This window comes from Streptomyces sp. BA2 (assembly GCF_009769735.1).
In the GTDB taxonomy this organism is placed as follows: domain Bacteria; phylum Actinomycetota; class Actinomycetes; order Streptomycetales; family Streptomycetaceae; genus Streptomyces.
Map to the genome: position 1 here is coordinate 422,033 of NZ_WSRO01000002.1, position 12,696 is coordinate 434,728.

Below are 12,696 nucleotides of genomic sequence, written 5' to 3' on the forward strand. Positions count from 1 at the left end.
AGTCACGGCAAACGCTCCTCCGCAGCAGACCGGAACCTCAAGCCCACGCCACGACTCCTTCCCCTGGCCCGCGGCGGTCGACCCGCAGGTGCAAGGTCAGCGCCGTCTCGAACGACTCTGCGGGCTGCCGGGGCCACGGCATTCGACGAAAGCCGGCGGTCGGCCGCGCCGCGCCCCTGAACACGTATGCGTGTCAGTCCACGGCTGTTCGGCGGAACCCAACGATCTGCTGCCTGGCCGCCCGGAGCAAGCTGAGCCTATTGATCGTTGCCTGCCCCCCCCGTACCTCTTCCCGAGCCCTGCCCCCCCCGCACCCGGCTCACGCCAGATCTGAGAGGTCTCACCCGTGGCTCGAATGCGGCTCCCCCGGCGCCTTTCGGTGCGCCTGCCGCCGGCCTCCGTCGCGGGCGTGGGCCGTACGCTGCACGGCGGCCTCAGGGCGGCTGCGCAGGCGGTGCCGCGCGGTGGCGCCACAGTGGCCGAGTTCGGCGGAGCCGCGGTACGGCTGCTGGCAGCGGCGTCGCCCCAACGGCTCGGCTCGCTGCTGGCGGACGCACCGCATCACCTCAAGTCCATCGCCACGGAACTGGCTGACTCGGGTGACATCCACATCGCCCGTCAGGTCTGGTCGCACGGCGGCCACGCCCATCTGCAGATGCGCGGCCTGACCGGGCGGGGCACCGCGCATCGCACCATCGCCAAGGCCGCGATCGTGGCGCTGATGGAGACCGACGGCGTCTACTGGGCCGAGGCCAACGCGGAAACTCGTCGGCTCCTGGTCATCTTCAACGAGAACCGGGTCGACGTCGACCTCATCGAAGAGGTCATCGAAGGCGTGGAAGCCGCGCACGGTGTGGCCGACGAGGCGTTCCCGGCCGCGCCGCAGGAGCACCCCGCCGACAACATCGAGCAAACAGCCGCATATGTCGCCCTCACCGCCGGCCTGCTCGGGCTCGGCATCTCCGCCGCGGGACGCCTCGTGCGGGTGCCGCCCCTCCTGCCCTACGGAGTCCGCGAGTGCTTGGTGCTCTCCGAAGCGCATCTGCGGCTTCGGCACATCGTGGAGGAACACCTGGGACGCATCCGCGGCGATCTGCTGCTGTCTCTGGCCATCACCACGGCCCACACCCTCACCCACAACGCCGCGCCCATCGCCGTCGACGTCCTGCGGCGCAGCGCTCAGATCGTCGAGGCCCACGCTCGCCGGGCCGCCTGGGCCCGACACGAAACGGATCTGCACTCCATCCAGTCGGTACTGCCGCACGAGTGCGTGAAACGCCCCGCACGTCCCGAGCCGCTACCGCCCGGCCCCGTCGAAACAGTCACCGACCGCGCCGCGCTCGGCTCCCTGGCCGGGGCGGGGGCACTGCTCCTTGGCACCCGTAGTCCGTTCCGGGCCACCGAGCTGCTGATGACGACCGCGCCGCCGGCGGCCTGGCTGGGTCGGGAAGGGTACGCCGCTGTCCTGGACTGGCGGCTGGCCCGGCGCGGGGTTCTCCCGATGAACGCCGCCGTGCTGCGCCGACTCGACCGGGTCGACACGGTCATCATCGACTCCGTCGTGCTGTGCGGCAGCCGCCCCGTCCTGCTGTCGGCTCAGGCGACGCGGACGGACTTGGATGACACCGAGGTATGGCAGACCGCCCAAGCAGTGCTCGGTTCCAAGGATGTGACCACACTTCAGAAGCAGCGTCGGTGGAGCCGACGGGGCTGGACCCTGGAGCGCGAGGATCCGCACGCGCGCCCTCTCCTGGACGGCTCCGGGACAGTGGCCTTCCGCCTGCGCGACAGGCAGGACCGGCACTGCGGCACGGTCACCATCGGCTGTGGCCTCGATCCGCTGGCGGAGGCCGTACTCGAGGCGGCCCGGTCCAACGTCGACCGCGTGGTCGTCACCGAGCACGCCGGCATCGGCGAGCTGCTGCCACTGGCCGACGAGGTGCTGCCCCCCGGCGATCTGTCCGATCACGTCCGGCAGCTGCAGACGGAGGGCCGCGTCGTGATGGTGATCGCGGCCGGTCAGGACACCGCCCTGGCGCTGGCCGATGTCGGCGTGTCCGTGCTGCACGGCTCCCACGGAGCCAGTTGGTCGGCCGACCTCATCTGCGCGTACGAACTGGACTCCGCCTGGCTGCTCCTGCGCACCCTGGGCCCTGCCGGTCGCGTCAGCCGCCGCTCGGCCAAGACGGCCGTGGGCGGAGCAGCCATGGGCGCACTGCTGACCCTGGTGGACGCCAGCCCCCAGCACCAGCGCCGCAAGCTCTCACCGATGCACAGCTCAGCCGCATTCGCCCTGCTGGGAGGCGTCGTCAGCGCTCGCAGAGTGGGCACCCTGCCCTCCCCGAAGCCGGCGTTGCGCGGCAGTTGGCACAGCCTCACAGCCCGCGCGACCTTCCTCAGGGTCCGCGAGTACGCCGCCTCGCACCCCACCGCCGACGGCAAGACCGGCGCCGCGCACCCCAGGACGAGGGCCGAATCGCTTTCCCGCCTGCTGCCGCCGAAAGCCGTCGCCCTCACCCGCGCGGTAGCCGAGGAACTGCGTGATCCCCTGACCCCGGTCCTCGCCTTCGGCGCGGCCGCGTCCGCCGTGGTCGGCTCTCGCGTCGACGCGCTCCTCGTGGGCGGCGTGATGCTGGGCAGCGCCCTGGTCAGCGGCTCGCAGCGAATGAAGGCCGAACAGGCCCTGGACGAACTGCTCGACGTCGAGCGCGTCACCGTCCGCCGCGCCCGCCTGGCGACCACCCCGCGCGACCGCGGCTGGGCGATGGCCCTCGCCGAGGAGCCCTTCGAGACCGTCACCGCCGACCGCCTCGCCGTCGGCGACGTCGTGCTGCTGGGCCCCTCCGATGTCGTACCGGCCGATGCGCGGCTGCTGAGTGCCACCGACCTCGAAGTCGACGAGTCCAGCCTGACCGGCGAACCGCTGCCGGTCGACAAGGATCCTGCCCCTACCCCTGGGGCCGCGCTGGCCGACCGCTCCTGCATGGTCTACGAGGGCACCACCGTGGTCGCCGGGCACGGATGCGCCGTCGTCACCGCGGTCGGCGCGAGCACCGAAGCCGGCCGGGCTTCCGCGGCAAGCGGGCACGCCGCTCCCGCAACTGGCGTGCAGGCCCGCCTCGCCGACCTCACCCGCATCACCCTGCCGGCGACGGCAGCCGCGGGAGCGGTGGTCACCGGGCTCGCCCTGCTGCGCGGCACGCCGCTGCGCCAGGCGCTCGGCTCCGGCGTGTCCATCGCGGTCGCCGCGGTCCCCGAGGGCCTGCCTCTTGTCGCCACGGCGGCCCAGCTCTCCGCCGCGCGCCGGCTCGGCAGTCAGGAAGTCCTGGTCCGCTCCGCCCGCGCTCTGGAGGCCCTGGGGCGCGTCGACACCGTTGCCTTCGACAAGACCGGAACGCTCACCGCGGGCCGCCTGTCGGTGACGCGCCTCGCGGACTACGGCGGCGAGGTTGCCTTCGACACCGCCCACGCCCATCGGCTGCTGCGCGTCAGTGGCCGGGCCTGCCCGCAGGCCGACCCCGACACACCCCAGGCCGTGGCCCATGCGACCGACCGGGCCGTCATCGAGGCGGTACGCGACCACTCCGAGCCCGACACCGCCTGGCAGCTGATCCGGGAGCTGCCCTTCGAGACCAACCGCGGCTACGCGGCAGCCCTGGGCACCAACGACAGTCAGCTGCACCTGGAGGTCAAAGGAGCCCCGGAAGTCGTCCTGGCACGCTGCTCGACGGTGTGGAAAGCGGGCCGGAAGACCGTCGCCCTCACTGCCGCCCGGCGTCGGCGCGCGCAACGCACGGTGCAGCGCCTGGCCGCGGCCGGCCTGCGCGTCCTCGCCGTCGCCGAAGGGGTGCCGTCCGTCGATCGCGCACGCCAAGGGGACGATCTCGCGGCGCTCACCGACGACCTCACCCTGATCGGATTCCTCGCCTTCGCAGACGCCCCGCGGCGCACAACCGCCGACACCGTTCGCCGTCTCACCGGGGCCGGCACTCGCGCCGTGATGATCACAGGTGACCATCCCGTCACCGCCACCGCTCTGGCTGCCCAACTCGGTCTGCCCGCACCGGAGTCGGTACTCACCGGCGCGGAACTCGACACGCTCCCGAAACGCGACCGCGACCGGCGTATCGCGCAGACCTCCGTATTCGCACGCGTCTCACCGGAACACAAAACCCGTATCGTCGAGGCCCTGCAGCGCTCCGGCCACGTCGTCGCCATGACGGGCGACGGTATCAACGACGCCCCCGCGATCCGGCTCGCCGACGTCGGCATCGCCATCGCAGGCCGCGGGTCCACCGCCGCTCGCCGAGCGGCCGATCTGGTACTCACCCAGGCCGACCCCTCGCGCATCGCCACCGCCATGAGCGAGGGCCGAGCCCTGTGGGGCCGGGTGCGCGACTCGGTGTCCATCCTGGTGGGAGGCAACGCGGGCGAAGTCGCCTTCACCATCCTGGGCACCGCGGTCGACGGCCGCTCGCCGCTGTCCACCCGCCAACTGCTCCTGGTCAACATGCTCACCGACATGCTGCCCGCCCTCGCGGTCGCCCTCGCACCGTCAACGCCCCCTCCCGGCGACCGGGTCGGGCATGCCACCGACAGCGAGGCCGAGGCCTCAGCACCGGAACAACCGGACCAGGACGAGTGCGCCCAGGACCCGCTCCGCTCCGGCCCCGTCACCACGGTCTGGGGCACGTCCCTGGCCCACACCCTCGCCGTGCGCAGCGGGGCCACCACGTTGGGCGCGACCCTCGCTTGGGGCGCGGGCAAAGCCACGGGGCGCGTGCACGAGGCCAGCACGATGGGCCTGGTCGCTCTCATCGGCACCCAACTGGGGCAGACCCTGATGATGGGCCGCCACAGCCGACTGGTCACCCTGACCAGCGGGGTTTCGGGACTGGCGCTGCTGGTCGGCGTACAGACGCCGACGATCAGCCGCTTCTTCGGCTGCCGCCCATTGCGGGCCGGTTCCTGGGCTGTGGCCGTGGGCTCCTGCGCGGCCGCGACGGCGGTCGCGATGACGACGGGCACCCACTGGGCAAGGCGAACGGACGAGGAGAGCTCGGGGCCGGGGGATGCGGCGGATGCGGCGGATTTGGCTGATTCAGCGGATGCAGGAGCTGCGGAGGCTTCGAGAGAGGGCTGAAAGCAGGCGACGCTACGCAGCGTGACCGCATGGACACGCAGGAGGTGCGAGGCAGGGCGATCCATCTCAAGATGGATATCTGTCGCGATCAGAAGGAGCGATGTCCCATGGCTACAGCGCACAAGAAGACCCCGGCCAAGAAGGCGACGGCCTCCCGCTCGGCGAAGAAGGCCTCGTCCCGCCCAGCGGCAAAGAAGACGGCGTCCCGCTCTAATGCGGCATCCAAGTCGACGAAACCTGCCACCAAGACTGCCGCGAAGTCCAAGTCTTCCGCCGGCAAGGCCACGGCCCGTACACGAAGCTCCGGCTCGCAGGACGAATACACGCTGTCCATCCCGGTCGAGCGCATGGCCCGCGGTGTCGTAGACGCCACCTCCACTCCACTGGCCGCCGCGCGCCGGGCGCTGCCCTCTCGTGACGGCCTGCCCGTCTACCTCGGCCTCGGCGGCCTGGCGGCCATCGGCGCGGTAGGCGGCCCGACAGCTGCGGCGATCGGCGTCGGCTACGCCGCACTGCGCCAATGGGGCCCCACGCGCCCGCTCCTGACGGGCGAGGGAAACGCGAAGTCGCGGTAGCACTCCCCTGCTCAGCAGCACGCTCTGGAGCTCAAGACCCGCGTAGTGGCAGCGAAATCATCCGAATCGTGAGGAACTCCCGACGATCCTGTTTCACGGGCACCGGAGCCGGTCACCCGAAGCGGACAGCTCCGGCACTGAAGGCGTGCGGGAGCATCCGGAAGCAGAGATGGGACGGCGATTCCATATGGCCACCATGGCGGCACGGGACATCATGACCGGCGGCGCGCAGTGCGTGCAGGCACATGAGAGTGCCCTCGACGCGGCACGGAAGCTGACGGAACTGCAGGTGGGTGCCCTGCCTATCTGTGGCGAGAACAACCGGCTCATCGGCGTCGTGACCGACCGGGACATCGTGGTGCGGGTCCTCGGGGCGGGGCTCGCTCCGGCGGAGGTCGAGACGGGCACCCTGGCGCAGGGGGAGGCCGTGACGATCGGCGCGGACGACGGCGTCGACGAGGTCTTCGTGACCATGACCCAGCACAAGGTCCGGCGTCTGCCGGTGATCGACGGCACCGACCTCGTCGGCATGGTCGCGCTCGCGGACGCCGCCCGTGCTCTCGACGCCCCCGACGCGGGACGCCTGGTCGCCGCCCTCTCCACCGACTGAGCCCCGCGGACAGACCGGCACATCGTTCACAGGAGATTTCCCGCATGACTGTCCACACCAATGGCGCCCCCAATGCCGCGTCCGCCTCGGCCCAGGTCTCGGCCGAACTCTTCCCGCCCTATCCGTTGCAGCGCCTGAGGCGTCCGGGCCTCGAGTCCGAGATGGAATTTGCTCCCCGCTACCAGGCCAAGAACTATCGGCCCGCGGACAAGCTGGCCGGCAAGGTCGCGCTGATCACCGGCGGGGACTCCGGCATCGGCCGTGCCGTCGCCCTGCTGTACGCCCGCGAGGGCGCCGACGTGGCGATCGTCTACCTGCCGGAAGAGGAGTCGGACGCCAAGGAGATCAAGGGCGAGATCGACGCTCTGGGACGCCGGACTCTGCTCCTCCCCGGTGACCTGCGCGATCCCGATTTCTGCGCCGAGACGGTACGCCGCACGGTCGACGAGCTCGGCGGGCTGAACATCCTGGTGAGCAACGCCGCGTATCTCAACAGCCAGACGGAACTGGACCAGTTGACGGCAGCGGATTTCGACCGGGTCTTCAAGACGAACGTCTACGCGTACTTCCACCTGGTGATGGCAGCCGTCCCGCATATGTCCCAAGGTGACTCGATCATCGCGACGGCCTCGGAAGAGGCCCTCAAGGGAAGCGACCTGATGATGGACTACGCCGCGTCCAAGGCGGCTGTCGTGGTCTTCACCAAGTCCATCGCCCCGCACCTGGTGAAGAAGGGCATACGGGCCAACGTCGTCGCTCCCGGCCCCACTTGGAGCGCGCTCAATCTGGCCGGTCAGCGCTTCACCGACGACTACCTGACCAACCTGGGAGCCCAGACACCGCTGGGGCGGGTAGCGCAGCCCGAGGAGATCGCACCGGCCTACGTCTACCTCGCAAGCGACGCCGACTCCAGCTACACCATCGGCGAAACCATCGCCGCTACCGGCGGATACACGGACTCCCGCTGAATTCCCGCCGAGGACCGGCGCAGAAGTCAAGCGCCGCGCTACGCCGGCATTCGTGCAACGGTCCAGCCCGGCGGCTCCTGTCCTGCTGAGCGGTTAAGGCCCCCACGATCAGCGGTGGACCTGCTCGCGGCGCACGTGACCTGTCAGGAAGCGTCACCTGTCAGGAAGCGAGTACGGATTCGCCTTCGGTGCGCGCTGCGGAAAGCTGGTGCCGGGCTGCGAGGAGGGCGGCGGTGATGTCGCGGGTACCCGTCGACACGCAGAGCGTGTACGCGACGTCTTCCATCCGCTGACGCGCTTCCTTTGTGCCCTTCTCGGCGGCGCCTTTCTCGGCGTTCAGCGCGCTCAGTGTCTCGTACTGCTCAAGCAGGTTCTTCAGCACGACCGGATTTGCCATCAGCATCAGGAATCTCCCTCAAAGCCACTACTTGCAGAGGTACGCGCCGCATCCTGTGCCCCGAGACCAGACCATTATTCGTCCACGCTTTTGCCTTGTCGCCCTGGCCGCTCTGAGCTGTGCGATTGCCAGTCGGCCACGCCTCACGCATGCCGGGTTGCCGAAACGTACCCGTCGGAGCCCGGTAGTCGTCGACCCGCTGGAAGCCGAGGAGGTGCCCATCCTCGCCGTTCAGCCCGGCGAACTAGGAGTCTGACTTCGGGTGCGGTTCAAGGCCGGTGGCCTCCTGATAGAACGCCGACAGAGCCAGCGGATCAGGGCAATCGAGCGTTATCGCGCGCAACTTCATCTGCAAGGAACGACACTTCCGGGCCGATCACTGAACTTGCGCAAGCCTAAGGGCATACATTGCGACGGTCAGCTCCGCCAGGCCGGCAGGGGCGGCAGGGGTCCTCGCGGCTCGACGGTCAGCGTGTGCCCGTCGGTCCGCCCGGTGAGCCAGCCCAGGAGCTCCGCCGCCGGGCCGTTCACACGCGGCCCCGGACCGTCGCCGATCACCCGTAGCACCTGGTCCTCGTCGGCGCACAGCGTCATGGGCGGAGAGTTGGGGTTGGTGGCCAGTTTCGCGGTGGTCGTCTCCAGTTCGCGGGCCGTGAAGAAGGCGGGCCAGTGGGCTGGACAGTGACCGGTGGCCAGGTCCGTGTGGTGCACCTCCACCTCGCGCAGCATGCTGCCGACGGCACCGCGCACGGGCCGCAGACCGGCCCCGAGCCACCGCACCGGCACGTCCCAGGCGTTTTGCGGGTGGTTGTCGGCTGCGGAGAGGAAGCGACGCAACGCGGTGTCCATGTCGTTGACGAGGGCGCTGGCGGGCCGTCCGGCACCCTCCTCGATCTCCCGCTCCCGCTGATCGTCGTTGGCGTACTGGGGCAGGTCGGCGCCCGTACGGGCGGAGGTGAGCAGCCGGGTGCGCGAGTCGGCGCTGCGGGCGAGGTGCGTCAGGACGTGGGCGCGGCTCCAGCCTGGCAGCAGGGAAGGCGCCCGTACCTCGTCGTCCGACAGCACGGCCGCCGTCGAGAGCAACCGGTCGACGCAGGTGCGCAGCAGGGGCAGGAGCGCGGCAGGGCTGTCCTCTTCTTCGTCGTGCGGCATGAGTCTCCGATCGGTGTCGACTCATGGCCTTACCCATTCCCAGCCTGCGACATCCACTCCGCGCTCGCCGAGCCGGTCGACTCGGGGCGCGACAGCCCCGGCAGCCCCGGCAGCCCTGACCAGCGTCGGCGGGTTGCCGGGCGGCTCGAGGGCCCTGACGCCGTGGAGGACGAAGGCGCAGATCCGTCCTCCCCAGGCCACGACGACGGTGACTACGTCCTCCCCATGGACGATTCCGTGACCGTAGGGCTGGGAATTGCGTGGCATTCCGCACCCCCGGTCCGCAGGATTGTCAGTCCTGGTGGAGTTCGTTGCGGCCCGGGCCGCCGGAGAGCTTGTCGGTGCCTGTGCCGCCCCACAGGACGTCGTCACCGCTGTTGCTCCACAGCGTGTCGTTGCCCGCCTCGCCGTACAGCTTGTCGTTGCCCTTGCCGCCGTAGAGGACATCGGCGCCGCCCTGGCCGCGCAGGATGTCGGTGCCGTCCTCGCCGTGCAGGTTGTTTTCCTCGCCGGTGCCGGTCAGGGAGTCGTTGCCGGGGCCGCCGAAGCAGTCCATGCTGCAGTGGGTGAGGGTGTCGTTCCCGGCATCGCCCCACGGGCCGAAGCCGAACGGGCCGCCGCCGTCGAGACGGTCATCGCCCTCACCGCCGTGCAGGAGCGCGGACTCCGACGCCACGATGACATCGTTGCCCTTGCCGCCGTAGATCCCTGCCCAGGCCCGGCTGTCGGGCGCGAGTGTCGCGGTGTCGTTCTCGTCGCCGAGATCGATGTCGTAGCTGTCGGAGTCGTCCGAGTTCTCCGGGATCTTGACCGCACACCGCACAGCTGTGCGGTCGCCCTCCTCGGGGTACACGCACTCGTCCCCCTCCGCCGCCTCCGCGGAGATGGCGATGTCATACCGGTCGTGGAAGGTGAGTACGTAGTAGGAGTCGTGCTCACCACGGTGGTCGATCTCTTCGTCGACCGTCACCTCTGGTTCTGCTGACCGAGTGCCGCCTTGTACCAGAGCTCGCCGTCCGCGACGACGACGGACGCCGTGGCCCCAGCGGCAGACGGGGCGGCCTGGACGGTCGACGTGGTTAAGACGGCCGTGCCGAGAGTCAGGGCAAGGGTGGCGGTGGCTGCAATGGTCCGGTGAATGCGCATGCGGAAGTGACCCTTCAGGGGGTACGTGTGTGCAGTGGTGCTTCTGGTCACCCAGTTAGACAAGAGGCCCGAGAACGGAGTTGCCCGCCGACTCATGAACAGCGACGGACGACATCATGTCCGGTACGTGGACGGCGTGATGACCGGTACGTGGACGGCACCGCTACGCCGGCCGCCCGGTCATGAGGTCAACCTCCCCTCTGGAAGGAGCCGCCAATGCCTGGCTGATCTTTCCTTGTGGGCAGGTGACCTTTTCCTGCGCGCCCCAGCTCAACGGCATGCCCAAGAAGCAGCAGGTGACCTAACCACCACCTAACCCCAGTTCATAGCGATACCTGACGCCTACCTCTGCAACCGCAGCGTGAAGCTCGACACCATGGCTTCGGGCGGACGACGGTGCTGGGGCGACTCGTGTTGCGGGCCGCCGCCGTCGGCGATGCGCTATTCGGACTCCGGATGCATCTGGACCCATCGCCCGCCAACGGACTTCATCTCTACCCCGTAATACGGCGGGGGCGTGGTGGTGGCGCTGGCGGCGCGTTTGGTTGAAGCCTTGGCCTGGGGACGGGGCCGGGGTCCGGGCTTCGCTTTCACTGCCTGAGGTTTCTTCTTGGCATCGCGCTCCCGTAACTCCGCGATCCGCCTGAGGAGTTCGGTGCGACTCATCTGCTTCTGCTTCCGGGGCCGACCAAGTGGAGCAGCAGAAGCAGGAAACTGGCTTCCCGTGAGCGGGCGGCAGGCGCGGTGCGCCGACCGGCCGCCCGTGATGATGACGAGCTTCTTCTTCCCCACCGGATTACCGCATATAGCACATTGCTTGGGCCTGGAAGCGTCAGACACGATCCCCCCGATCTCAACGCCACGTTGAGACGGAACACTAGTTGGCGCGGGGCTCGACTGTCCGGCCTCTTGGGCATTTACGCCGGGGACCAGCCGAACGTGGGGTGGGGCCGGTCAGGTGCCACGCCCACCTGGTTGGTAGGCGGGAGTTCGGCGTGCGCCTGGTGGCGATCCGCTCCGCCGCTCTCTCTCGGCGGGCAGCACCCCAGGGCACCGTCATCGTCGCCTCGATCCGGCTCTCGCTCTGGCTCTGGCTCCGCCCGTGATCCCCGCCGGATCTAGTAGCCGGTTGAGCCGTCGAGTATCTCGCGCAGGATGTCCAGGTGGCCGTTGTGGCGGGCCGTCTCCTCGGTGAGGTGGTGCAGGATCCAGCGCAGGTCGACGTGGAGGCCGTTGCGGATGGTTCGCTGGGCCTGCTTGTCCAGGGCGTTCCCTGCGGCCAGTTCCCGGTAGCGGGTGCTCTGTTCGGCGTATTCGTCGAGCAACTGCGTGAGCGGGAAGTCGACGGCGATGCGCATCTCGCGGTCGGGGTCCTCCTCGGTCCAGGGGCCCCGGTCTTCCTCGCCGAGGAAGACCACTTGGAACCAGTAGTACTCGACCCAGCGGAGGTGGTTGATCACTCCGCTCATGGTCATCAGCGGTGAGCTCGGCAGGAGCGCCTTGCGTGCGTTCTCCTCGGAGAGGCCTTCGCATTTGGCGCGGGCAGTGTCACGTGCGTAGTCGAGAAACGTGGTGAGCTGGGTGCGCTCGTCCCACGCAGGCGGTGTGTCATCGATTCTGGTCATCGCGCGAAGCGTCCCCGATCACCGCGACCGATGTCGAGGCATTTATCGACGGACCCAACCTGCGTCACCCAACTCCTTGTCCGGCGGGCCGATACAGCAATTCAGGGCCGGTGGGCCGCCCGGCATGATCCGCCCGACAGGCCCCGGTCCACGAACCTGGTCGGCCGCGGCGGCACAACCTCTCCCCCCTGAGCATGACTACCCATGTCGGGGAGGAGAGCGGGCCGCACGCGGCCGGCTTGGCACGGACGCTGTCTGCGGCAGCAGCTGACAGTGCGCCCGGCGGTGGCGTGCTCGGTCAGCGGACCTTCGACAGCTCACCCTTGTCCTGGAGCGTGGCTATCCCCCTGGCCCAGAGGCTGTTGACCCGCTGGCGCTCCTGCGCGTTCGGGTAGGCGTTGGTGCAGGACGGGCCGGGGCCGCCGCCGGACATCAGCTCGCTGCAGGGGCCCGAGTAGTGGTCGGGCAGACCGAGCACGTGCCCCGTCTCGTGGGACGTCACCCGCGTGGAGTTGTACTGCTGGTTCTGCCGGTAGTCCAGGAAGATGTAGCCGTGGCCGCGCCCGTCGGTGGAGGCGTACGAGCCGCGTGGGTCGTTGCCCTCGCGGTACTCGAAGTCGGCGCCGGTACTGGTCTCCTGGAGCTTGACGTTGCTGACGGAAGAGTTCCAGATCTGCGTGCTCTGCGCTATCTGGCTGCGGAAGCTCGGTGCCCGGGTGGTGCGGTACCGGACGGTGACGACCTGGATGCCCGGCTGCGCCGCCTGCTTCTTCAGCGCAGACTTCATGACGGCGTCGAAGAACTGCCGGTTGGCGGCCTCGTTCTCAGCGGAGCCCGCGTACGCGGACGTGGTGTTCGTGGGCGTCGCGTTCGTGGACAGGGACTTGACGGCGTCGGGCGCGGGCGCCGCGAACGCCGAGGGGGCGGCGGCGAGCGAGCCGACGAGAGCGGCGGCGCCTAGGATGGCGAGGAGGCTGGTGCGGGGTCTGTTCATGGGGGTGTGTTCCTTCCGGATGTCCGGTGGCCTTGCGGGCCGACGGCCGGGAACTTTGGGCACGGGGATGCCCGGGATCCCGGGGC

9 protein-coding genes and 1 pseudogene are annotated in these 12,696 nt (G+C 69.6%); 4 read left to right on the forward strand and 6 right to left on the reverse strand.

Going from position 1 to position 12,696, the window contains the following annotated elements; translation table 11 throughout:
* Positions 1-355: 355 nt before the first annotated feature.
* The 4 genes from E5671_RS04660 to E5671_RS04675 all read left to right on the forward strand — a co-directional run bounded on the left by E5671_RS04660 (position 356) and on the right by E5671_RS04675 (position 7,296).
* Complete coding sequence (locus tag E5671_RS04660; protein WP_237330434.1) at positions 356-5,143, forward strand: cation-translocating P-type ATPase; 4,788 nt, start codon at positions 356-358, stop codon at positions 5,141-5,143.
* Between the two features lie 107 nt (positions 5,144-5,250).
* Positions 5,251-5,718, forward strand: a complete 468-nt coding sequence (locus tag E5671_RS04665) for a hypothetical protein (protein ID WP_160502576.1) — start codon at positions 5,251-5,253, stop codon at positions 5,716-5,718.
* Between the two features lie 187 nt (positions 5,719-5,905).
* Complete coding sequence (locus E5671_RS04670) at positions 5,906-6,328, forward strand: CBS domain-containing protein (RefSeq protein ID WP_237330099.1); 423 nt, start codon at positions 5,906-5,908, stop codon at positions 6,326-6,328.
* Between the two features lie 44 nt (positions 6,329-6,372).
* Positions 6,373-7,296, forward strand: coding sequence for an SDR family oxidoreductase (locus E5671_RS04675; RefSeq protein WP_160502577.1), 924 nt, complete (start codon positions 6,373-6,375; stop codon positions 7,294-7,296).
* Between the two features lie 160 nt (positions 7,297-7,456).
* On the opposite strand, the gene E5671_RS04680 is transcribed toward E5671_RS04675, so the two are convergent.
* The 6 genes and pseudogenes from E5671_RS04680 to snpA form a co-directional block, all read right to left on the reverse strand.
* Complete coding sequence (locus E5671_RS04680; protein WP_160502578.1) at positions 7,457-7,699, reverse strand: DUF5133 domain-containing protein; 243 nt, start codon at positions 7,697-7,699, stop codon at positions 7,457-7,459.
* 166 nt (positions 7,700-7,865) lie between these two features.
* Positions 7,866-8,042 (reverse strand): annotated as a pseudogene (locus tag E5671_RS46040) (VOC family protein); the annotation flags it as partial.
* Between the two features lie 68 nt (positions 8,043-8,110).
* On the reverse strand, positions 8,111-8,845 hold the full coding sequence (locus tag E5671_RS04685) for a maleylpyruvate isomerase family mycothiol-dependent enzyme (RefSeq protein WP_160502579.1): 735 nt from the start codon (positions 8,843-8,845) through the stop codon (positions 8,111-8,113).
* A 292-nt stretch (positions 8,846-9,137) separates the two neighbouring features.
* A complete protein-coding gene (locus E5671_RS47345; RefSeq protein WP_336605663.1) occupies positions 9,138-9,815 on the reverse strand; it encodes a calcium-binding protein in 678 nt (225 codons plus the stop codon).
* Positions 9,816-11,109: 1,294 nt separating this feature from the next.
* Positions 11,110-11,616, reverse strand: coding sequence for a DinB family protein (locus E5671_RS04695; protein ID WP_160502580.1), 507 nt, complete (start codon positions 11,614-11,616; stop codon positions 11,110-11,112).
* A 298-nt stretch (positions 11,617-11,914) separates the two neighbouring features.
* Positions 11,915-12,610, reverse strand: a complete 696-nt coding sequence (snpA, locus tag E5671_RS04700; RefSeq protein ID WP_160502581.1) for a snapalysin — start codon at positions 12,608-12,610, stop codon at positions 11,915-11,917.
* Positions 12,611-12,696 lie beyond the last annotated feature (86 nt).